Origin of the sequence: Pseudomonas sp. B6(2017) (genome assembly GCF_002112765.1) — a bacterium.
Taxonomy (GTDB): domain Bacteria; phylum Pseudomonadota; class Gammaproteobacteria; order Pseudomonadales; family Pseudomonadaceae; genus Aquipseudomonas; species Aquipseudomonas piscis.
The window spans coordinates 60836-84678 of the sequence record NZ_NEIQ01000026.1; the positions used below are offsets into that span (position 1 = coordinate 60836).

Genomic DNA, 23843 nt, shown 5'->3' on the forward strand with positions numbered 1-23843 from the left:
CGCCGCCTCTCGCTGGATGGCGAGACAACGGCAGGAATCAAGGCTGCGCGTTATCTTGCCGGGACCGCGCCGGTTATCGAGACCGGCTGACTCCTGTCACTCGAACAAGTACCCACACTGGGCCTCCATTGATTGAAAACGCGCGCAGCTTACGCCGCACGTTTTATAGAGTAAACCTGGGAAAAAACCTTGCCGGGGGGAATTGAAAAGTTCTTCAGCGCAGGTTCAGGAAGGAGTGGAACATGAAGCTTTCATGACTTCGGCGGCCGCTACCGCAGGGCTGCGGCAGCGGCCGGCGCGTCAGCTGGCGGTGGCCAGCAGCATGTCGCGAACCGAGCGGCTGTGACCGCGGGTCTTGCCATGCTCGTACAGCGAATCGGCGATCTCCTGGGCGCGGATCGGCAGTACCGACAAGAGGGTATCGCTCAAGCCGTGGCTGGCCTGGCTGAAGCCCTGCAGGTAGACACCGGCCTTGCAGCGCTCGTCGGTGATCAGGCGGTAGTTGCGATCCACTTCGAAGTCACCCAGGTAGGCCTGCAGCGGCGCCAGCAGGTCGCGGTACAGGTTGCGCTCGTAGCCGGTGGCCAGGACCACGGCATCGTAGTGGCGCACTTCACGCTCGCCACTGGCGCCATGGCGCAGGATCAGCTCGATGCCCAGGTCAGTGGCGGTGGCCTTCTCGACGGTGGTCAGGGTACGGAACGCATGGCGCGGGACGCCGGAGACCTTCTGGCGATAGAAGATCCCGTAGATGCGCTCGATCAGGTCGATGTCCACCACCGAGTAGTTGGTGTTCTGGTACTCGCTGACCAGGCGCTCGCGCTCGTTGTCGTTCTGCTGGAACACCAGGTCGGTGAAGGCCGGGGAGAACACTTCGTTGACGAACGGGCTGTCGTCGGCCGGCTTGAGGGCCGAGCCGCGCATGATGATGTCGGCCTGCACCGAGGGGAAGCTGTCGTTGAGGTCGATGAAGGCTTCCGCGGCGCTCTGCCCGCCACCGATGATGGCGATGTTCATCGGCTTGCCGTTGACGCAAGGCTGTTGGGCCATGCGCTCCAGGTATTGGGAATGATGGAAGACCCGCGCATCGCCCTTGAGCCCCTTGAATAGCTCCGGAACCCGTGGCGTGCCACCGGTGCTGACCACCACCGAACGGGTGGTGCGCACCTGCTCGGCGCCCTGGGCATCGCGGGAGATCACCCGCAGCGCCTCGACCTGCTGGTTGTGCAGCACAGGCTCGATGCCCAGCACTTCTTCACCGTAGCGGCTGTGCTCCTGGAAATGCCCGGCCACCCAGCGCAGGTAGTCGTTGAACTCCATGCGGCACGGATAGAAGGTGCCCAGGTTGATGAAGTCCACCAGGCGCCCGTGGTGCTTGAGGTAGTTGACGAAGGAGTAGGGACTGGTCGGGTTGCGCAGGGTCACCAGGTCCTTGAGGAAGGAAATCTGCAGTTCGCTCTGGGTCACCAGGGTGTTGCCGTGCCAGCGATAGTCCGCTTGTTTGTCGAGGTACAGCGCGTCCAGCGGACCGTGCTCCTGGCCGCGCTCTTCCAGCGCAATGGCCAGCGCCAGGTTCGAGGGGCCGAAACCGATACCGATCAAATCGTGAACGTGGGCCGATGCAATTGCCTGTGTCATTTCCAGTGTCCTCTGGATAAACCGCCTCAACGCGGGGGATAAAGTGTCACGGTGACCCGACTGGCCCGCAAAGGTCAGCAGATCGTCTGTTGAGTAGGGACGAGGACAGTGAAAAAAAATTTAACTAAATAAGACGCACTGCGCTTGGCCTATTGGGCCTCCCACTGACGCAGGCGAACCCGGCAGTGCTTCATCGCATTGACGATGTGTTTTTCCACCAGGCTGCGGGAAATTCCCAGCTGTTCGGCGATCTGTTGGTGGGACATGCCCTCGAGCTTGCGCAGCAGGAAGCTCTCGCGGCACAGGCGGGGCAGCTCGGTCAGTGCCCGTTGCAGCATCTCCAGGCGCTGGCCCTGGTCCAGGCTGGTTTGCGGCGATGGGTTGAAGTAGCGCTCCTCGTTGTCCAGCACCTCCAGGGGTTCGGACTGGCGCAGGGCGTTGCGCCGATGGCCATCGATCACCAGGTTCAGCGCCGTGCGATAGAGGAAGGCCCGCGGCTGCTCGATGGGCGTGTCGCTGGAACGCTCCAGCACCCGGACGTAAGCGTCGTGCACTACATCCTCGGCCACCTGGCGGTTACCCAGCTTGGCATGGAGGAAGCACATCAGCTCGCGATAGTAACTTTCCAACATGGCTCCCAACCGCCCCCATGACGGTTATTTCCTTGAGCGAGACCGACGTTAGCCGGTTGGCCCGGTGATTCAATGATGGCAGTTTCGACCCTGCGTAATTTATAGTAATTCTCATATAGATTTAAAGTACCGCAGGGCCGCAGTGGGTTTATTTCGCTATCCGGGCAGCTGTAACGCCATATGTCGGCAGTTAAATTCCCCCTGCGGCCTCTCGTTTACCTGACAGCTCCCCGTCCCTGCCGTTTGCTTGGCAACCAGCAGTCAGCCTGTTCCCTGTGCCGGCGCTGGCCGACGGGCCGATACCTCTTGGCCGGAACCCTGCATGAAACGTCCTCGAAATTCCCGACGCGCCCTGCTTGCCGCACTCTGTGTGATCCCCATCGTCGCCATCGTCGCCTGGAAGTTCATTCCGTCAGGGCGCGACCAGTTCAGCACCGTGCAAGTGCGCCGGGGCGATATCGAAAGCAGCGTCACGGCCCTGGGCACCTTGCAACCGCGCCGCTATGTGGATGTCGGCGCCCAGGCCTCCGGACAAATACGCAAGATCCATGTGGAAGCCGGCGATGCGGTCAAGGAAGGCCAGCTGCTGGTGGAAATCGACCCCTCCACCCAGCAAGCCAAGCTGGATGCCAGCCGCTTCGCCATCGAGAACCTGCAGGCCCAGTTGCAAGAGCAATACGCCCAGAACCAACTGGCCCGGCAGAAGTACCAGCGCCAGCAGAACCTCGCCGCCGGCGGGGCGACCCGCGATGAGGACGTACAAACCGCCCAGGCCGAGCTCAAGGCCACCCAGGCGCGGATCGACATGTTCAAGGCGCAGATCCGCCAGGCCCAGGCCAGCCTGCGCAGCGACCAGGCCGAACTGGGCTATACCCGCATCTATGCGCCGATGTCCGGCACCGTGGTCGCGGTGGATGCCCGCGAAGGCCAGACCCTCAACGCCCAGCAGCAGACCCCGCTGATCCTGCGGATCGCCAAGCTGTCGCCGATGACGGTCTGGGCCGAGGTCTCGGAAGCCGACATCGGCCATGTGAAGCCCGGCATGAGCGCCTACTTCACCACCCTGAGCGGCGGCGGCCGGCGCTGGACCAGTACCGTACGGCAGATCCTGCCGATCCCGCCCAAGCCGCTTAACGAGACCAGCCAGGGGGGCGGCAGTCCCAGCAGCACCAGCAAGAGCGGTAGCGGCCGGGTGGTGCTCTATACCGTGCTGCTGGATGTGGACAACGCCGACAACGCGCTGATGGCGGAGATGACCACCCAGGTGTTCTTCGTCGCCAACTCGGTCAAGGACGTACTCACCGCGCCCATCGCCGCCCTGCAGGACGGCGCGGCGCCAGGCCAGCAGATTGCCCGGGTGGTGGCCGAGAACGGCGCGGTCAGCGAACGCCAGGTCAAGGTCGGTATCAGCGATCGCCTGCGGGTGCAGATCCTCGATGGCCTGAACGAAGGTGATCACCTGCTGATCGGCCCTGCCAACAGCAGCGGAGGTTGAATGCAGACGCCCCTGATCGACCTTCGGAACATCCACAAGTCCTACGGTGGTGGCGACAGTCCGCAGGTCGACGTCCTGCGCGGCATCGACCTGTCGATCCATGCCGGGGAATTCGTAGCCATCGTCGGCGCCTCGGGCTCCGGCAAGTCGACCCTGATGAACATCCTCGGCTGCCTGGATCGGCCAACCTGCGGCGAGTACCTGTTCGCCGGTGAGAACGTCGCCCACCTCGACAGCGACGCGCTGGCCTGGCTGCGCCGGGAAGCCTTCGGTTTCGTATTCCAGGGCTACCACCTGATCCCCTCGGGCTCGGCCCAGGAAAACGTCGAGATGCCGGCCATCTATGCCGGCACCCCGGCCGCCGAGCGCCATGCGCGGGCTGCAGCCCTGCTGGAACGCCTGGGCCTGGGCAGCCGTACCGGCAACCGCCCGCACCAACTCTCCGGTGGCCAGCAACAACGGGTATCCATCGCCCGCGCGCTGATGAACGGCGGCCACATCATCCTCGCCGACGAACCCACCGGCGCCCTGGACAGCCACAGCGGCGCCGAGGTCATGGCCCTGCTGGACGAACTGGCCAGCCAGGGTCACGTGGTGATCCTCATTACCCATGACCGCGAAGTGGCCGCCCGGGCCAAGCGCATCATCGAGATCCGCGACGGCGAGATCATCAGCGACACCGCCGATACCGACCCTAGCGTACAGGCGACTGCCAATATCGGCGCCCTGCAAGCCGTGGACCTGCGCCAGCGCCTGGCCGATGGCAGCGAACCTACCGGCGCCTGGAAAGGCGAGCTGGTGGAAGCAGTACAAGCCGCCTGGCGAGTGATGTGGATCAATCGGTTCCGCACCGCCCTCACCCTGCTGGGGATCATCATCGGCGTGGCCTCGGTAGTGGTGATGCTGGCCGTGGGCGAAGGCAGCAAGCGCCAGGTCATGGCACAGATGGGTGCCTTTGGCTCCAACATCATCTACCTCAGCGGCTACTCGCCAAACCCGCGGACACCCGCCGGGATCATTACCCTGGACGATGTCGCCGCCGTAGGCGCCCTGCCCCAGGTCAAGCGCATCATGCCGGTCAATGGCTCAGAGGCAGGCGTGCGCTTCGGCAACCGTGACTACATGGCCTATGTAGGCGGCAACGACACCAACTTTCCGCATATTTTCAACTGGCCGGTAGCCGAAGGCAGTTACTTCAGCGACGCCGACGAGCACGCGGCCTCCGCCGTGGCCGTGATCGGCCACAAGGTGCGGGAAAAACTGCTCAAGGATGTGGCCAACCCCATCGGCCAATACATCCTGATCGAGAACGTTCCCTTCCAGGTGGTGGGCGTACTGGTGGGCAAGGGCGCCAGCTCGGGAGATAGCGACAGCGACGATCGCATCGCCGTGCCCTATTCCGCTGCCAGCACCCGGCTGTTCGGCAGCCGCAACCCGGAATACGTCGCCATTGCCGCCGCCGATGCCAGCAAGGTCAAGGAAACCGAGCAAGCCATCGACCAATTGATGCTGCGCCTGCACCACGGCAAACGCGACTACGAACTGACCAACAACGCCGCGATGATCCAGGCCGAGGCCCGGACCCAGAACACCCTGTCGCTGATGCTCGGCGCCATCGCCGCCATCTCCCTGCTGGTCGGCGGCATCGGTGTGATGAACATCATGCTCATGACCGTGCGCGAGCGTACCCGCGAGATCGGCATCCGCATGGCCACCGGCGCCCGCCAGCGGGACATCCTGCGCCAGTTCCTCACCGAGGCGGTGATGCTCTCGGTGGTCGGCGGACTGACCGGCATCGGCGTAGCGCTGATCATCGGCGGCGTGCTGATCCTCAGCGAAGTGGCGGTAGCATTTTCCCTGGCCGCGGTACTCGGCGCCTTCGCCTGCGCCCTGGTCACCGGTGTCGTCTTCGGCTTCATGCCGGCCCGCAAAGCTGCCCGGCTCGACCCGGTCACGGCCCTTACCAGTGAATGATCGATCGATGAAGACCACCCTGACCCTGATTGCCACCAGCATCTTGCTGGCGGCCTGCAGCAGCTCCACTCCACACCCGGACAGCGGCCTGCAAGCGCCAACGGCCTGGCATGCCCCCAACAACCGCGAAGGCCAGCAACAGGACCCGCGCTGGTGGGCCCGCTTCGGCAGCCCGGAACTGGACCGCCTGATCGCCGAAGCGCGAACCGGCAGCCATGACCTGGCAGCGGCCATGGCCCGGGTCCGCCAGGCCCAGGCCAGCGCCATCGTGGCCGGCGCCCCGCTCCTGCCCTCGGTCGAAGGCAGTTTCAATGCCAGCCGGCAAAAGCGCATGGGCGGCAAAGGCAGCAACCAGCAAGACAGCACCAGCAGCGACAAGACCACGAATACGTTCGACGCCGGGCTCAGCGCCACCTACGAAGTCGACTTCTGGGGGGGCAGGCGCGCAGCCCGCGATAGCGCTCTGCTCGGCGCCCAGGCCAGCGAATTCGACCGCGCCACCGTGGAGCTGACCCTGCTCAGCGGCGTGGCCAACAACTACGCCCAACTACTTGCGCTACGGGAACAAACGCGGATCGCCGAGCTCAACCTGGCCAACGCCCAGCGCGTCCTGCGCCTGGTCCAGACCCGCTACGACTCAGGCTCGGCCACGGCCCTGGAACTGGCCCAGCAAAAGAGCCTGGTGGCGAGCCAGCAACGCCAAGTACCGCTGGTGCAACAGCAGGCCGAAGAAGCCCTGATCACCCTCGCCACCTTGCTCGGCCGGCCAGTGCAGAGCCTGGCCCTGAACGCACAACCTTTCGCCGAGCTGACCTGGCCGGACATCGATGCCGGAGTCCCCAGCGAACTGCTGACCCGCCGCCCGGATATCGCCAGCGCCGAAGTCCGGCTCGCGGCAGCCCAGGCCGACGTCAGTGTGGCCCGGGCCGCCATGCTGCCCACCGTGACCCTGACGGCAAGGCTGGGCTCGAGCGCCAACAAGTTCGACGACGTCCTGCGCAACCCCTTCTACAACCTGGCTTCCGGCCTGGTTGCACCGATCTTCAATGCCGGGCGCCTGGGCGCGGAACGCGACCGGGCCACGGCACGCCAGGAAGAGCTGCTGGAGACCTATCGCGGGGCGATCATCAACGGCTTCGCCGATGTGGAAAAAGCCCTCAACAACATTCGCGGCCTGGACCAGCAACGGCAATGGCAGAGCGAGGAGCTGGAACAGGCGCAACGGGCGTTCGATATCGCCCAGAGTCGCTACCAGGCCGGGGCCGCAGACCTGCTATCGGTCCTGGACACCCAGCGCACCCTCTACGCTGCACAGGACCAGAATGTGCAACTGCGCCTGTCGCGATTGCAATCGAGCGTCGCGCTGTACAAGGCGCTGGGGGGCGGCTGGCAGGTATCCACGGCACCGACGCGCTAAGCCTGCGAAAGCCCCTGGACGGCTGGCCAAGCCTTGTGCATCGCCAGCCGCCAGGACAACCGGTCGGTTGTTCGCCTAGAATCGACGGTTCGCCCTCCCATCCCCGAGCAAAGCGACCAATGCCCTGCAGAACCGAGCTGGACGAGCCATTGGCAGAAGCCGTATCAGCGTTGAAGGAGGCCTTCCCCGACGGTGTCGCGCCCTCCGACTACCACGCCCTGCTGGCCGTCCTGTATGAGCACTTTTCCGATCGCAACCTGGCGCAAGTCGTTGCGCAGCTGACCCAGCGCGACCCCGCACTCGTGCTGAACGACATCCACCAGGCCGTGACCCTCGCCAAACCCAGCCAGCAGGCGATCGCATCGCTGAACACCCACCTGCACCGCCACGGCGTCGCCAAGCTCCTGGCTGACGACTGAATACCCGACGCATCGACGGACCGAGCAATGGATTTCGACCACTTCAAGCAACAGCTGGACCACCAGCGCAAGGCCAACCCCATCTGCTTCGAACTGCCCTCGGACAGCCTCGCCAGCGAAGCTGCAATCATCGAATTTGAAAAGGCCATGGCGCTGCGGCTCGCTGGCCAATACCGGCATTTCCTCAAGACCTATGGCGGCGGTTACTTTGCCTTGGGAATCGTGTATTCGCTGGACCCAACCAGCGATTTCAACCTGGGTAGAAACAACAGCGCCGGCAGCAGCCATTTGCTGTTTTCAGACAATGGCTGCGGCGACTTCTACGGCTTCGGGATAGAAAACGGCCAATGCCTGGAGCAGGTGCTGTTTTTCGACCACGGCCTCGAACAATGGCAACAGACCAAGTACCCAGGACTGTTCAGCTTCCTGGCCGCCACGGCCCTTGCCAACTGAACGTGGCGCCGCCCGGAACCAAGGCGGCTCCTGCCGCTAGAACAGCCGCTCCTTGACCTTCAAGTGCCGCGCATACCAGGGGCGACGCGGCACCTTGCGGAACAGGTCGGCCAGCTGCTTTTCATCGTCGATGAAGGTGATGCGCAGGGCCAGCTTCATGGTTTCCGGGTCCATTTCCACGCTCTTGCCCACCTGCAATCCCGGCGTGGTGCTGCAACCATGGGTCACCGGCCCCAGCCACGGGTCATCCACCTCGACCCAGCGTCCGGGAGCGAACCAGGGCACGCCGTTGACCTCCAGGCGTTCGAGCTCTCCAGGATGGAAGCGCTCGTGGGCACGGAACCAGTCTTCCAGGCGATCGTCGATCCAGCCATGGAAACGCCAGAACACCGGACTGACATGGGATGAGAAAGGGTCTCCCAGGAAGTCGTTTTCCGACTGGTACCAGCGTGCGGAGAAGTCCGCCGGATCGCGGGCCATGGGCACCGGTACGCCACTGGAAGGATCACGCGGCACCGACGCCCAGCGCATGTGCAACCAATCGTGCAGGCCCAGCTCGATCTCCGAGCCGAACTGGCCGAGGGTCAGCTTCGCCAGGTAGCGCGGGTCGCGATATTGCGACTCCCAGACCAGGAAGTTGCCCTGGTAGGTCTCGGTGGCCTTGATATCGCTGACCCACTGGCTGTATTCGTCATCGTCCTGGGCCAACCAGCAGGGCGGCAGGGAACCGCCATCGTGATTGTCGAAGTAACGAGCGAAGCCCAGGCGATCGCGCAACAACTCCGGCTGCGGCAGGGGAAAGTGCTGCCAGGACGGCAAGTCCTGCATGGACCGCGCAGTACCGAGCATGTGCCGGTGCATGAAGAAGAAATCGATCCCCGAACCATTGCGATCCTTCTTCGGGCCACGGGCATCACGCTCCTTGTCCCTGGGGCCTGGCTGCCAGCCGATACCACGCAGGGCCTCACGTTTTTCCTCGGTCAATCGATGCCACTTGTCCCGGGTGGCATGCCACAGCTGGTGGAACAGCCGATGTTCGGGGGATATCAGCCAGGTCATCAGGGTCGAGTTGAGCGCGATACGTTGCCGGGCTTCGGGGAACAGGTGCTTGGTGGCTACGAAGCGATTGTCCTGGGCAACCAGCATCAGCGGCCGGTCCAATCGCTCGACCCGGCCACTGAGGGTGCCGCTGCCGGCGTTGCCGAAATCAGCCCAGACCTCATCCAGGGTCATGCTGAACTCGTAGCTGGCAGCACCATCCAGAGCATCGGAGCGAATCAGGCGCCAGTACATTTGCCCGGGTTGCGGACTGACCAGGTCGCCCACCACTTGGTAGCGCGGCTCGCCCGGCCCTCGCAGCCCCTCGGCGGTATCCAGGTAGCCGCGCAAGCCACGCCCGCGCTGGGCGACGTCGATGAACAGCTCCAGATTCCGGGATGGCAGGCCTTCCAGGCCAGCGTCAGCGCCCTCGAAGCGAATGCTCCAGATACCTCGCAGTTGGTCCGCCAGGCGCTGCCCGGCGGTATCCGCCAGCTCCACCGCCGCTTCGCCGGGGGTGATCGGAAATTCTTCTTCACGCGTCAACTCACGATGCACGTAAAGCGCCGCCGGCACCGCAGCGCCAGTCAGCGCCAAGCCAGCCATGAACCCTCGTCGAGAAATCGTCATTGCCCTACCTGTGTCAGCCATGAAGCAGGCTTTATCCAAGCAAGGACGTTTGCTGCCGGGGGAAATTTACCGGCCGCGCCACCACGTTAAATTTCCCCCGCCGCCGCTCGTTCTCCCCAGATAGCAAAGGCTCCTGTGCCTGCACCCTGATGGCGAATCCGACTGAGATGGCAATGACTAAACCACGTTCGAAGAAGGCTCTCTACATTGGCCTGCCACTGGCCCTGGCGATTGGTGCCGGCGCCGGCTTCCTGGCCTGGGACTATTGGTTCAGGGACAACCCCGGCTACCCGGTCAAGGTGATGAAACAGGCAGAGGAGCTGCAAGAGCGGATTATTTCCTTCGACAGCCATGTGACCGTACCACTGGACTTCGGCAGTACCGGCAACGAGGCGGACAAGGACGGCTCCGGTCAGTTCGACCTGGCCAAGGCCGGGCGCGGGCGACTCTCGGGCGCCGCCCTGACGATCTTCGGCTGGCCGGAAATCTGGAACGGCCCGAACGCACCGCATCGCCCCACCGACGGTTTCGTCGACGCCGCGCGCAACGAGCAGGAGGCCCGCTACAAGATCCTCACCGGCATGGTCCGCGACTTCCCCAACCAGGTCGCCATCGCCTATACCCCGGATGATTTCCGTCGGCTGCACGGCGAAGGCAAGTTCGCCATATTCCTCAGCATGCTCAACGCCTACCCCCTGGGTACCGACCTCGACCAGCTGGACCACTGGACCGCTCGCGGCATGCGCATGTTCGGCTTCAGCTACGTGGGCAACAATGCCTGGTCGGACTCATCCCGGCCGCTACCGTTCTTCAACGACACCCCGGACGCCCTCGGCGGCCTGTCCGAGCTGGGCAAGCAGGCGGTGCACCGCCTCAACGACCTGGGGGTGATCATCGACGTCTCGCAGATGTCGACCAAGGCCCTGGAGCAGGTCAGCCAGCTGAGCCGCGCGCCCTTCGTCGCCTCCCACTCCGCCCCCCGGGCCCTGGTGGACATCCCGCGCAACCTCAGCGACAAGGAAATGCAGCTGATCAAGAACAGCGGCGGCGTGGTGCAGATCGTCGGTTTCGGCGCCTACATCCGCCCTCTGAGCCAGCCCACCCGGGACAAGCTCAATGCCCTGCGGGCGCGCTTCGACCTGCAGCCACTGACCGGCCTGGAAATGGCCCTGATGCCCGGCGACCCGATCATCACCGTGTGGCCGCCACAGCGCTTTGGCGAATACGCCAGCGCCCTGTACGGCATTCTCGAGACAGAACCCAAGGCCACCCTCAAGGACTTCGGCGATGCCATCGACTACGCCGTGAAGAAGGTTGGCATCGACCACGTAGGCATCAGTTCGGACTTCAACGATGGCGGCGGCCTGGACGGCTGGAAGGACGTCAGCGAGGGCCGCAACATCACCGCCGAGCTACTGCAACGCGGCTACAGCGAGGCCGATATCGCCAAGCTCTGGGGTGGCAACTTCCTGCGGGTCTGGGACCAGGTGCAAAAATCTGCCAAGCCCGTCGCTACTCGTTAAGTCCTTATCTGCCTAGAAGTGAATTGTCTTCATGACCGACCGTCGTAGTTTTCTCAAGCAGGCCGGGATCCTCGCCGTGGGCCTGCCCATGGCGGCAGGCGCCGCCACCCAGCCTGCCCTGTCGACCGCAACCAGAACCGCTTCCTCGCAGCCCATCGCCTCCTGGCCCGAGCTGCGCCAACTGTTCACCCAGGACCCGGACTACATCCACTTCGCCAACTTCCTGGTAACCACCCATCCCAGGCCGGTGCAAGAGGCCATCGAGCGCTATCGCGCGCAAATCGACCGCAATCCGGGCCTGGCCATGGACTGGGACCTGCAGGAAACCTGGAAACGCGAAGCCCAGGTACGCCTGTGGGCCGGCCGCTACCTGCAAGCCAAGCCCGAACAGATCGCCCTCACCGGCAGCACCAGCGAAGGCCTGGCAATGATCTACGGTGGCCTGCACGTCCGCCCGGACCAGGAAATCCTGACCACGGTGCATGAACACTACGCCACCGAGTTCAGCCTGGACTTCCGGATGCGCAAGCAAGGCACCCAGGTCCGCAAGATCAAGCTGTTCGAAAACTCCAGCCAGGTTTCCAGCGCCGAAGTGCTGGACTCCATCAAACGCGCCATCCGCCCCAATACCCGAGTGCTGGGCATGACCTGGGTGCAGTCGGGCAGCGGCGTGAAACTGCCGATCGGAGCCATCGGTCAACTGGTGGACGAGCTCAACCGAGACCGCGACGAGAAGGACCGGATCATCTACGTGGTCGACGGCGTGCACGGTTTCGGCGTGGACAATCTGGACTTCCCGCAGATGCATTGCGACTACTTCATCGCCGGCACCCACAAATGGATGTTCGGCCCTCGCGGCACCGGGATCATCTGCGCCCGCTCGGAAAAGCTCCAGGACCTGACCCCGACCATCCCGACCTTCTCCGAGGACCGCAACTTCGCTACCTCGATGACCCCGGGCGGCTACCACGCCTTCGAGCATCGCTGGGCTGCGGACGAAGCCTTCAAACTGCACCTGCAACTGGGCAAGGCCAAGGTCGAGACACGCATCCACCAGCTCAACAGCGAGCTCAAGCAGCGCCTGCAGGCCCATTCCGGGATCGAGCTGGTCACCCCGCTGGACCCGAGCCTGTCGGCAGGCTTCACCTTCTTCCGGGTCAAGGGCCAGGACTGCGACCAGGTGGCGGCCTACCTGATGCAGAACCGGGTCGTGGTCGACGCCGTGGACCGCGATGTCGGCCCAGTGGTGCGCACTGCTCCCGGCCTGCTCAACAACGAAGGTGAAATCGAGCGCTTCATGAAACTGCTGGCCAAGCGGCTCTGAGCCGCTGCACCTCCTCCAACCCTGATCGAGAACACTCATGAATTCAGACCAGAGTTCCTCCCGACCGCCGTTCAAGGCACTCGCTACCCTGGCCTTGGGCGCCCTGCTGGCCGGCCTCCTTCCGGGCACCGCCCAAGCCGGCGAACCGCAACCGGGCAAAGTCTTCAAGGACTGCAAGGACTGCCCGGAAATGGTGGTGCTGCCAGCCGGCAAATTCATCATGGGCACCCCGGACGACGAGGTCGGCCGCGAGCCCGATGAAGGCCCAATGCACGAAGTGACCTTCGCCAAGCCCTTTGCCATGAGCCGCTTCCAGATCACCGCTGCGGAGTGGGACAGCTACATCCGCCAGACCGGGGTCAAGATCCCCGATGGCGACACCCGCCCCGGGCGTGAATGCATCGCCAGCAAGCCGCGCTACCCCCAGGGGCCGCGCCAGCCGGCGGTTTGCATGAACTTTGCCGAGGTGCAGGCCTACGTGGCCTGGCTGTCGAAGAAGACCGGCCACCAATACCAGATGGTCAGCGAAGCCCAGCGCGAATATGCGGCGCGCGCCGGCTCCACCGGCCCCTTTCCCTTCCCCTTCGATGAAGGCAAGGAATACAGCATCGCCAAGCATGCCAATACCTACGGTCCGGCAGACGGCTACAGCTATACCTCGCCGGCAGGCAGCTACCCGGCCAACGCCTTCGGCATGTACGACATGCACGGCAACGTCTATGAATGGATCGCCGATTGTGAACACCCCAACTACGTAGGCGCCCCCACCGACGGCAGCGCCTGGGTCGATCCGGGTTGTGAATCGCTGCAACTGCGCGGCAACGATTGGGGCGAGGCCCCGGTGTTCTCCCGCTCGGGCAACCGCAACAATATCTACCCGCAAACCCGCGGCGACTGGATCGGTTTTCGCGTGGTACGCGTCCTCTAATCCTCTCCTGTCGGCTACACCGCAACCGGTGTAGCCGCTACCGCAGGCTACGAGGCCCACCACAAAGGCCGTCAACCCTGACGGCACCAATAGCCTGGCCCCACACCCTCTGCCTACGGCTGCTGTGCAGCTGGTCGCAGCCTGCGACAGCGGCTACAGGACAAGCCTGCCATGCCGCGCCGCAAGCCAACTCAGGGCTGTTTGGCCAACAACGCCAGTCCCTCGTGCAAGGCCGGGAACAGGCTGTTGTTGAAGTTGTTCCAGCGCAATTCGAGGATGGTGTCTTCGGGGGAAATCTCGGTATTGAGCACGTCGTGGAATACCTCGCCGGAGTCGATACCGTTGTCCACGTAGTGGAAGGAAGCCCCGGTCAGATACAGCGGTTCGGTTGGCACGGTCTCCCGGGTCGCCCAATCCACCACCTTCTCGCCCCGGGCGCCATACAAGGCATTCCAGGTGGCGTAGGCACCGCGGCGCTCATAGGGCGACTCGATACGAGTGATACCCGGATGGATGTTCATGATCCGCCGGGCGAACGGCGCACCCGGGCGCACCAGCTCGTCGAGGATCACCAGCAAGCCGTCCAGCACCACAATATCGGCCTTGAGCTCCACCAGGGTGTCGTACAGGCGACGTTCGAAATCCTGCTTGCCAGCGATGTGCTCGGCGCTGCCGCGTGGATGGCGACGGTAGGTGGATGGCACGCTCAGCAGCAGGTCGTTGACCAAGCGCCCCTGCACGGCGAGGTCCGCCGGATATAACCACTGGCGCCCCGGCTGGTAGGCAAAACCGTAGTCGCTCACCAGCTTCTGGTCCCGTGGCGATTGCTCGTCATCGTCGTAGACCACGCCCACCAGGTTGTAGGCCTCGCCCAGAGGAGTCTGGTTCAACGCCTCCACCAGCGACTCCAGCACCGACTTCATGTAGCGCTCGTGGTCCTTGTAGGCCACCGGCTGCCCCGCCTTGTCGGCCGCGGCGTTTCGCAGGGACCAGACATACACCAGATTCTTCTTCGTCATTCGTTCGCTCTCGCTCAATGGATCAGGCACTGCGTCGATACACGTGCGCCCACAGAACAAGAACGAACCAGGCTCCGGGCAATTTATCCGGGACGCCTGCGCCCGGTGGTGGCCGGCAAAGCTAAATAGTCGCCGCGACGCTTCGTTTGTTCAGGGGTAAGGGTCCGTGTGCCCCGACCCTCTATCCACTCTCTGGGAAGTACTTATGACCGACCCCAAGCGCGGCGCCTTCAAAGGCCTGCTCGCATTGCTCAGGCCCTTTCGCAGCATAGTGCTGGTTTCCGTTGCCCTGGGCATGGCCGGCGGCCTGGCCATCACCCTGCTATTGGCCACCATCAACAACGCCCTGCACTCGGACGGCGGCATGACCCAGGGCGTGGTCCTGACCTTCGCCGCACTCTGCGCATTGGCCCTGGTCAGTTCAATCGTCTCGGACGTCGGTACCAACTACGTGGGCCAGAGGATCATCGCCGCCCTGCGCAAGGACCTGGGCGAGAAGGTGCTCTCGGCCCCCATCACCCAGATCGAGCGCTACCGCTCTCACCGCTTGATTCCGGTGCTGACCCACGACGTCGATACCATCAGCGACTTTTCCTTCGCCTTCACTCCCCTGGCCATCGCCGCCACGGTCACCCTGGGCTGCCTGGGCTACCTGGCCTACCTGTCGGTACCGATGTTCCTGATGATGGTGGTGGCCATCATCATCGGCACCAGCGTGCAACTGGTGGCGGGTGGTAAGGGCATCAAGGGTTTTGATGAGGCGCGTGATCACGAGGATGAGCTACAGCGGTATTACAACGCCATTGCTTCGGGCGCCAAGGAACTGCGCATCCACCGACCACGGCGTTTCCGCATGAACACCCACCGGATCCAGGAGACCGCGGACCGCATCAGCGATATCCAGGTGCGCTCGGTGAACATCTACATCCTGGCCAAGAGCTTCGGTTCGATGCTGTTCTTCGTGGTCATCGGACTGGCCCTGGCGATGCAGGCCTACTACCCGAACCCGGACCCCGCAGTCATCACCGGCTTCGTACTGGTGCTGCTGTACATGAAGGGGCCACTTGAACATGTGGTCGGTTACCTGCCTATCGTCGGCAAGGCGAAGATTGCTTTCGCCCGCATCAGCGAGTTGTCCGAGCGTTTCTCCTCCCCCGAACCGCACCTGCTGATGGACGACAGCGAAGCGCCGCAAGCGGTGGTGCACAGCCTGGAACTGCGCGAGGTGCGCTACAGCCCTCCAGCGGTCGAGGGCAGCGAACCGTTCCACCTGGGACCGATCAACCTGAACATCAAGCAGGGCGACATCGTGTTCATCGTCGGCGAGAACGGTTGTGGCAAGACCACCCTGATCAAATTGCTGCTGGGCCTGTACCAGCCCCAGTCCGGGGAGATCCGCCTCAACGGCGAAACCGTGACCGACCAGGCCCGGGACGACTACCGGCAACTGTTCACCACGGTGTTTGCCGACTACTACCTGTTCGACGATCTGGTCCAGGGCAATGCCGGCAAATCGCTGGACGTCGCCACCCAGTATCTGGATCGCCTGGAGATCGCCCACAAGGTCAGTGTCAAGGATGGCGCGTTCACCACCACCGACCTGTCCACCGGCCAGCGCAAGCGCCTGGCCCTGGTCAACGCCTGGCTGGAAGAACGACCGGTGCTGGTGTTCGACGAATGGGCCGCCGACCAGGACCCGGCCTTCCGGCGGATTTTCTATACCGAGCTGCTGCCCGACCTCAAGCGCCTGGGCAAGACCATCATCGTGATCAGCCACGACGACCGTTATTTCGACATCGCCGACCAACTGGTGCGCCTGCGCGCCGGCAAGGTCGTACACGAAATGGAACCGGCCTGAGTTTTTTTTCCGGTTTGTTCAAGGAGGAACGTCTTACCAGTGGTAATGAGAATTAACCGCAATAAATACCTATAACTGCCCACTACACAGAAGAGAAATCATCCATGTCTGCACTACTCGGTCTCAGTTCCCTGAGTAAAGCGCGATCCATGCGACGAGCCTTGAACGTCAACCTCCTGCCCAGCGCCCTGGCCCTGGCAGTCTCGATGCCGATCGCCGGTTACGTTCAGGCCCAGGAAATCGAGATCGACGTACCTGCGCAATCTCTGGGTACTGCCCTGCAGGAATTTGGCCGGCAGACCAACCTGCAGGTGCTGTACAACCCTACGGATGTGCAGGAAAAACGCAGCAACGCAGTAAAAGGCAAATTGCAACCAGAGCAGGCCATTAAAACCCTGCTCGGCGGTACAGGCATTGGCTATCACCTGCAGGGCAATTCGATCACCATCAATGCCAATCGCTCCGCCAGCGTGGAGCTGGGAACCACTCAAGTAACCACCAACCAACTGGGAACCGTCACCGAAGGCTCCGGCTCCTACACTCCAGGCACCATTGCCACGGCCACGCGCCTGGTACTGACGCCACGGGAAACGCCACAGTCGATTTCGGTCGTCACCCGACAGGCCATGGATGACTTCAACATGAAGTCGATCGACGATGTCATGCGTCATACGCCAGGTATCACCGTCGCGACCTACGACAGCGACCGCACCAGCTACTTTTCGCGCGGTTTCGCCATCCAGAACTTCCAGTACGATGGCATCCCGATCCTCCAGGACGCCCAGTACTCCTCCGGCCATACCCTGACCGACACCGTGATCTATGACCGGGTAGAAGTACTCAAGGGCGCTACAGGCCTGCTTACCGGAGCGGGTGGCCCCGGCGGCACGATCAACATGGTGCGCAAGAAACCCACCTCGGAGTTCAAAGGGTATGTGGACCTGGGGGCGGGCTCCTGGGACAACTACCGCACTGAAATCGACGTCAGCGGCCCTTTGACCGAAACGGGTAACGTACGCGGCCGTGCCGTCGCAGCTTATCAGGATAAAAAGTCCTTCCTGGATCACTACTCGCGCAAGACCAACGTCTACTACGGGATTGTTGAGTTCGACCTGTCGCCCGATACTTTGCTGACCGTAGGCGCCGACTATCAGGACAGCAACCCGAAAGGTTCGAGCTGGTCGGGCTCCGCCTCATTGTTCGACTCGGCTGGCAACCGCATCAGTACCCCACGTTCATTCAACAACGGCACAACCTACAGCCGCTGGGAACAGTACACCCGTACCGTATTCGCCACTTTGGAACACAGCTTCCAGAACGGCTGGGTAGCCAAAGCGCAGTACAACCACCAGATCAACGGCTACAACGCACCGCTGGCCGCCCTGCTATCGCCGGATGTCCAGACTGGAAAGGCTAGGTTACTGACCCGTAAATACACAGGTGAAACCACCAGCGACACTGGCGACCTGTATGCCACTGGCCCCTTCAGCTTGTTCGGACGTGAACACCAACTGGTCGTCGGCACTTCGGTTTCCCGTTCACGCTGGCTGGGGCGCGATTACACCAATGCCAGCAAAATCGAAGACCCTGACTACTTCAATTGGGCAGGCAAGGCACCAAAACCGGATTGGGGTCCGCAAACCAAGCGCAACGACGAACTCACACGCCAGAGCGCCGGCTACATCACCAGCCGCTTCAGCCTGACCGATGACCTGAGCGTATTACTCGGTACCCGGGTCAACAATTACGAGGTCAGCGGTACCAGCCAGATCAAGGACACAGGCAAGGTGGTTCCTTATGCCGGCGTAGTCTACGACCTTAACGAGAACTTCTCGGCCTATGCCAGCTACACCGAGATCTACCTGCCGCAAGACGACTATCGCGACCGGAACAACAAGCCACTCAAACCTGACGAAGGCAAGAACTATGAAATCGGGCTCAAGGGCGAATTCTTTGATGGACGCCTGAACTCAAGCATTGCCTACTTTGAAATTCACGAGGAAAACCGTCCGATCGACGACAACGACTACATTCCCGACACCATCTCCGGGCTCGATAGGGCATCCAAGGGCGTCAAGGCCAAAACCAAGGGTTACGAAGCGGAAATCTCCGGTGAACTGGCGCCTGGCTGGCAGTTGCAAGCCGGCTATACCCACAAGATCATTCGCGACCAGTCGGGCCAGAAGGTTTCCACCTGGGAGCCAGAAGACCAGGTCAACCTCTATACCAGCTACAAGCTGACCGGCCCGCTGGACAAGCTTACCCTCGGCAGCGGCGTTCGCTGGCAAGGTACTGGCTGGCAGATTCTCAATAACTACGGCAAGAACACCAAGGAGAAGTTTTCCCAGGATCCGCTCTGGCTGGTTGACCTGATGGCCCGCTACCAGATCACCGATAACCTTTCCGCCTCGCTGAACGTCAACAACGTATTCGACAAGAAGTACTACACCAATATCGGCTTCTACAACTCAGCCTACTATGGCGATCCACGCAATGTGATGCTCAGCACCCGCTGGAACTTCTGATTCCGCTCCAACCAGCCCCTGGCCATGAACATGACCAGGGGCTTTTCTTTGCCTGGCAAACGACTATCCTCTGGCAGCCTCAGCGGCCCGTCACTGTCACTTTCGCCTTTCGACTTCGATCAGGTCAGGTCAGGTCAGGTCAGGTCAGGTCAGGTCAGGTCAGCGTGCGCAACATCCCTGCCTCTGGAGCATGTTCGAAATGACCCGACAAGCATAAAAAGCCCCTGATCACTGACGGTGATCAGGGGCGATGTTGAACGGACAATTAGCAGCGTTACTTCATGGCACTGACAAAACTCTGCACGAACAGCGCGTTGTCGATAATTCGTTCATGGGTCGAGTCGATCAGTACGGAACGCTCGATACATGGCTTGCCGACCACTTGTTCAATTGTCGACTCGATCAGTTGCCTATGCTGCCCTGCCCGACTGGCCGAGGCCCACCAGCAGCTCACAGGCGCTTTGATCGGCTTCAGGTCAGAATCCCGCAAGCGCTGTCCCAGCGCTCGATCCAGCTCCCAGGAGATCTGCGCCTCGTTGCCACGCAGAAGTTCTTCCTTGATCTCTCTGAAAGCCTGGCCCAAGGCCTGATCGGCCCAGTCACTGAAGTGACGCCACTGCTGCTCCTCATCGACAAACTGCATCTGGCTCTGGACCCAGGCCTGCCGAATCTGTTGGTTCGCCTCGGGAAACATCACTTCCAACAACTGCGCACGCTTCTGATTGGCGGCCAACTCATCCTCATCGATCATGATTGCCGTATCCCAATACGCCTTGAGCCAGTAGGGCGGAGAAGCGTCGATCCAACCGACAAACTCCACCTCGCGGCCTGCGTGCTCCAGCTTATGAGCGACTTCCACGGCCAGGTTGCCACCCAGCGACCAACCGGCCAGCCGATAAGCACCTTCCGGCTGAGCCATGAGCAACTGTTGGGCGTAGTCCTCGACCATTTCCACCCAGGAAGGCACTGGCGTCCCCTCTTCGGCCAAAGCGCGGCAGATAACCCCCATGACCGGCCTATCTTCACGCAGGGCAAGAGCGATGGCCTTGTAGCAATGCACCGAGCCATAGCTTGGGTGGAACAGATACAAAGGCGTGCCTTGTGTTTGACTATTGAGCCTGACGATCAGGGAGTTCCTGATACTCCCTTCCAGGCAAGCGACTTGACCAGCGACGGTAGGATTGAGCATCAACTGGCTGACGGACAGTTCGCTGGCAGTGGCCTTCCTGATCCGCTCCTTGAGCAGCAGTACCAACAGCGAATGCCCGCCCAACTCGAAGAAATTATCGTGCAGGCCTACGCGTTCCACTTCCAGTACTTGTGCCCAGATCTGTGCGACCTGTTGCTCCAGCGGACTCTGCGGTGCCACGTACTCCCGTGCCTGCAAGCTGGCATCGGGCTTGGGCAAGGCCTTTCGGTCCAGCTTGCCGTTGGGGCTCAGCGGCATCTGCTCCAGCACCACCCACTGCGCCGGCACCATGTAGTCCGGCAGGTGCGCGGCCAGGTGGACGCTCAGCGCTTCACGCCAGTCCTCGCCTGCGCCGTCCAGCACCAAGTAACCCACCAAGTGCTTACCATCCAGCACCTGCACCGAGGCCTCGTGCACTTGCTCATGCTCCAGCAAACGTGCCTCGATCTCGCCCAACTCGATGCGCAGGCCCCGTAGCTTGACCTGATGATCGAGACGCTCAAGGTACTCAATGACCCCATCATGGCGTTGTCGCACCCTGTCACCGGTGCGATACAAACGACCACCAAATGTGAACGGGCTGGCAATGAAGCGCTCGGCAGTCAAGGCTGGACGACGGTGGTAACCACGAGCCAACCCCGTACCTCCAAGGTAGAGTTCCCCGGCGACACCACTAGGCACGGGTTGCAATTGAGCATCGAGGACATAGGTTTGCACGTTGGCGATCGGCCGGCCGATCGGCACGCCATCGCGGCCTTCATCGACACAGGTCCAGTGGGTCACGTCGATCGCGGCCTCGGTCGGGCCATACAGGTTGTACAACCCGGCCTTTGGCAACTTGGCGAACACTTGCTGCTGGGCATCCACCGGCAATGCTTCGCCGCTGCAAACGATGCGTTGCAGGCTGGTGCACGAAGCGACGTCGCGGTCCTGCAGGAAGGCCTGCAGCATCGACGGCACGAAGTGCAAGGTCGTGACCTGCTCGGCATTGATCAGGCTGACCAACCGGGCCGGATCGCGATGATCCCCCGGCGCCGCCACCACCAGCCGCGCGCCCGTCATCAGTGGCCAGAAGAACTCCCACACCGAAACGTCGAAGCTGAACGGGGTCTTCTGCAGGACCGTGTCGCCAGCCCCCAGTCCATAGGCCTCCTGCATCCAGCACAGCCGGTTGAGCAGCGCCGAATGCCGGTTGCCGGCGCCCTTGGGCTGGCCGGTGGAGCCGGAGGTGTAGATCACGTAGGCGAGGTTCTCACCGTCCAGGGCGATCTGCGGATTTTCTTCGCTGTAGTGTTCCAGCCACGCTTCCCCCTGCTCCAGCACCAGGCTGGACAGCCCCTGGGGAATCGGCAGCTGCTCCAGCAGATGCGCCTGGGTCAGCAGCAGTTTCACGCCACTGTCTTCGAGCATGTAGGCCAGACGTTCGCGCGGGTATTCCGGGTCCAACGGCACATAGGCACCACCGGCCTTGAGCACCGCCAGCAGGCCCACCACCATTTCGATCGAGCGTTCCACCGCCAGCCCCACCAGTACATCCGGGCCGACCCCGGCCTGGATCAGGCGATGGGCCAGGCGGTTGGCCCGGCGGTTGAGTTCGGCATAGCTCAAGCGCTGCTGACCAAAGACCAGGGCCGGGGCTTCGGGAGCCAGGGCCACCTGTTCCTCGATCAACTGGTGCACCTGGCGTTGCAGCGGGTAGTCACGCTCGGTGGCGTTCCATTGCTCGATCAGTCGATGCTGTTCCTGAGCATCCAGCAAAGGCAATTGACTGATCAGTTGCTGCGGGTCGCCAAGCATTCCCAACAGCATATTCTGCCAATGTTGCAACATACGGATGAGCATGCCCTGCTCGAACAACTCAGTGGCATAGGTCAATATGGCCCAGATCCCGCTCTCCGACTCCTGGGTATCCAGGCTCAAGTCGAACTGTGCGGTCTGGCTATACCCTTCCAACCCCTCTACCCGTAGGTCGCTGCCCCCCTGCCGCGCCCCCTGCAAGCGAGCATCGCCTTGGTGGTTGAACAACACTTGGAACAATGGGTTGAGGCTCAGGCTACGCTCTGGCTGCAAGGCTTCCACCAGTTGCTCGAAAGGCAGGTCCTGATGGGCCTGAGCTTCCAGGGCCCGCTGCCTGACCTGTGCCAGCAACTGGCTGACGGTGGTTTGCCCATCGATACCGGCCTTGAACACCTGGGTATTGACGAAGAAGCCGATCAGGCGCTCGGTCTCCACCCGGTTGCGGTTGGCAATCGGCACCCCGACGCGAATGTCCTGCTGGCCGCTGTAGCGATACAACAAACCCTGGAACGAGCCCAGCAGGAGCATGAACAGGGTCACGCCCTCACGTTGGGCCAACGCCTTGAGCCCCGCAGTCAGCTTGGCATCCAGTTCAATCTCCAGGCTGGCGCCACGATGGCTCTGGATCGTTGGCCGAGCATGGGCCAAAGGTAGCTCCAGGACCGGCTGCTCGGCACCTAACAATTCACGCCAGTAATCCAACTGCCGCTCACGTTCTCCGGAATTCATCCAGTTGCGTTGCCACTGTGCGTAGTCGGCATATTGAAATGGCAACGGCGGCAATTGCAGGTCCTGGCCCTGGCTATAGGCGGCATACAACTGCACCAGCTCATCGACCATGACCTGCATCGACCAACCGTCGGAAACTATGTGATGCTGCACCAGCACCAACACATGCTCTTGCTCGGCCAGGCGCAACAAAGTCACACGCATCAACGGCCCCTGTTGCAAATCGAAGGGGCATGCGATCTCGGCTTCTACCCGGGCCTGTAGATCGCGCTCCTTGATCTCTTCACGAGTCATCTCCACGGTCGTGGCTGGCTGGATCACTTGCTGCGTCCGCTCGCCATCTTGTCGAATATACGTACGCAAGCTCTCATGGCGTGCCACCAACGTATCGAAGCTGCGCTGCAAGGCTTGCTGATCCAGGTAACCGCTCAATCGCAAAGTCACGGGAATGTGGTAGGCCGCACTCTCGGGATCCAGTTGCCAGAGAAACCATTGACGCTCCTGGGCATAGGACAACGCCAATGGCTGTTGCCGATCCACTACCAGCATCGCCGGTACGTTGTCTGCAAGAGCATCCAGCCCCTCCAGGGCCTGGACAAAACCTTGCAAGCGCGGATATTCAAACAGCATCCGCAGCGGAACATCCTTGCCCAGGAGTTGGCGTACACGGGAAATCACCTGCATGGCCAGCAAAGAGTGGCCGCCCAGCTCGAAGAAATGATCCGTCAAACCAATGCGTTCGGCTCCCAGGATCTGAGCCCAGATTTGGGCGATGTCATGTTCGAGTTGGGTCTGTGGCATTACATAGACAGGTTGTACCGAACTGGCATCAGGAACCGGCAATCCCTTGCGATCCAGCTTGCCGTTAGGAGTCAGCGGCATGCGTTCGAGGAACATCAGGTGCGCCGGCACCATGTAGTCCGGCAGGCGCGCCTTGAGCGCCTGGCGCAGCGCCTCACGGCATTGCGCTTGCGCCACGGCGTCGCTCACCAGCTCCGGGTCCGCCGGTACCACATAGGCCACCAACTGCTTGCCGCTGAGGCCACTTTGCGCCACCACCACGGTTTCCCGCACGGCCTCCTGCTCACGCAGGCGCGCCTCGATCTCGCCCAGTTCGATACGGAAGCCGCGGATCTTCACCTGGTGGTCGACCCGGCCCAGGTAGTCCACCACCCCATCGGGGCGGCCACGGGTCAGGTCGCCACTGCGGTACACCCGGCTGCCCGGCGCGCCGAACGGATCGGGCACGAAGCGT

The 23843-nt window shown here is 62.4% G+C and carries 15 protein-coding genes; 10 read left to right on the forward strand and 5 right to left on the reverse strand.

Annotation, left to right across the window (positions count from 1 at the left end; translation table 11 throughout):
• Positions 1-300: 300 nt before the first annotated feature.
• A complete protein-coding gene (locus CAG11_RS30795; RefSeq protein ID WP_031320204.1) occupies positions 301-1638 on the reverse strand; it encodes a lysine N(6)-hydroxylase/L-ornithine N(5)-oxygenase family protein in 1338 nt (445 codons plus the stop codon).
• A 149-nt stretch (positions 1639-1787) separates the two neighbouring features.
• On the reverse strand, positions 1788-2270 hold the full coding sequence (locus CAG11_RS30800; protein WP_177409198.1) for a sigma-70 family RNA polymerase sigma factor: 483 nt from the start codon (positions 2268-2270) through the stop codon (positions 1788-1790).
• 322 nt (positions 2271-2592) lie between these two features.
• Between CAG11_RS30800 and CAG11_RS30805 the strand changes: the two genes are divergently transcribed.
• The 5 genes from CAG11_RS30805 to CAG11_RS30825 all read left to right on the forward strand — a co-directional run bounded on the left by CAG11_RS30805 (position 2593) and on the right by CAG11_RS30825 (position 8028).
• Positions 2593-3765 (forward strand): efflux RND transporter periplasmic adaptor subunit, encoded by a 1173-nt coding sequence (locus CAG11_RS30805; protein ID WP_085600123.1) that lies wholly within the window; start codon positions 2593-2595, stop codon positions 3763-3765.
• Positions 3766-5739 carry a MacB family efflux pump subunit gene (locus CAG11_RS30810; RefSeq protein ID WP_085600125.1) on the forward strand — a complete coding sequence of 658 codons (1974 nt, stop codon included), beginning with the start codon at positions 3766-3768 and terminating at the stop codon, positions 5737-5739.
• A 7-nt stretch (positions 5740-5746) separates the two neighbouring features.
• Positions 5747-7156 (forward strand): efflux transporter outer membrane subunit, encoded by a 1410-nt coding sequence (locus CAG11_RS30815; RefSeq protein WP_085600127.1) that lies wholly within the window; start codon positions 5747-5749, stop codon positions 7154-7156.
• A gap of 119 nt (positions 7157-7275) precedes the next feature.
• The gene (locus CAG11_RS30820) at positions 7276-7575 is read left to right on the forward strand and encodes a DUF3349 domain-containing protein (RefSeq protein ID WP_085600129.1); all 300 of its coding nucleotides are present in this window, start codon (positions 7276-7278) and stop codon (positions 7573-7575) included.
• 27 nt (positions 7576-7602) lie between these two features.
• On the forward strand, positions 7603-8028 hold the full coding sequence (locus CAG11_RS30825) for an SMI1/KNR4 family protein (RefSeq protein WP_085600131.1): 426 nt from the start codon (positions 7603-7605) through the stop codon (positions 8026-8028).
• A 36-nt stretch (positions 8029-8064) separates the two neighbouring features.
• On the opposite strand, the gene CAG11_RS30830 is transcribed toward CAG11_RS30825, so the two are convergent.
• Complete coding sequence (locus tag CAG11_RS30830; RefSeq protein WP_085600133.1) at positions 8065-9696, reverse strand: twin-arginine translocation signal domain-containing protein; 1632 nt, start codon at positions 9694-9696, stop codon at positions 8065-8067.
• 173 nt (positions 9697-9869) lie between these two features.
• On the opposite strand from CAG11_RS30830, the gene pvdM reads away from it, so the two are divergent.
• Genes pvdM through CAG11_RS30845 form a run of 3 tightly spaced genes read left to right on the forward strand, consistent with a single transcriptional unit; the run spans position 9870 to position 13471 of the window.
• The gene (gene pvdM, locus CAG11_RS30835) at positions 9870-11219 is read left to right on the forward strand and encodes a pyoverdine-tailoring dipeptidase-like protein PvdM (RefSeq protein ID WP_085600135.1); all 1350 of its coding nucleotides are present in this window, start codon (positions 9870-9872) and stop codon (positions 11217-11219) included.
• A gap of 31 nt (positions 11220-11250) precedes the next feature.
• The gene (locus tag CAG11_RS30840) at positions 11251-12543 is read left to right on the forward strand and encodes an aminotransferase class V-fold PLP-dependent enzyme (protein ID WP_085600137.1); all 1293 of its coding nucleotides are present in this window, start codon (positions 11251-11253) and stop codon (positions 12541-12543) included.
• A gap of 37 nt (positions 12544-12580) precedes the next feature.
• Positions 12581-13471 carry a formylglycine-generating enzyme family protein gene (locus CAG11_RS30845; RefSeq protein WP_085600139.1) on the forward strand — a complete coding sequence of 297 codons (891 nt, stop codon included), beginning with the start codon at positions 12581-12583 and terminating at the stop codon, positions 13469-13471.
• A gap of 191 nt (positions 13472-13662) precedes the next feature.
• Here CAG11_RS30845 and CAG11_RS30850 read toward each other — a convergent pair whose 3' ends face one another.
• On the reverse strand, positions 13663-14490 hold the full coding sequence (locus CAG11_RS30850; protein ID WP_068582731.1) for a N(5)-hydroxyornithine transformylase PvdF: 828 nt from the start codon (positions 14488-14490) through the stop codon (positions 13663-13665).
• A gap of 205 nt (positions 14491-14695) precedes the next feature.
• Here CAG11_RS30850 and CAG11_RS30855 point away from each other — a divergent pair, with 205 nt between their 5' ends.
• Entirely contained in the window at positions 14696-16348 is a 1653-nt protein-coding gene (locus CAG11_RS30855) for a cyclic peptide export ABC transporter (protein ID WP_085600141.1), read from the forward strand.
• A 104-nt stretch (positions 16349-16452) separates the two neighbouring features.
• A complete protein-coding gene (locus CAG11_RS30860) occupies positions 16453-18873 on the forward strand; it encodes a TonB-dependent siderophore receptor (RefSeq protein ID WP_218191792.1) in 2421 nt (806 codons plus the stop codon).
• A 274-nt stretch (positions 18874-19147) separates the two neighbouring features.
• Here CAG11_RS30860 and CAG11_RS30865 read toward each other — a convergent pair.
• Positions 19148-23843: non-ribosomal peptide synthetase (locus tag CAG11_RS30865; protein WP_143494832.1), on the reverse strand; the 4696-nt coding region annotated here is incomplete at its 5' end.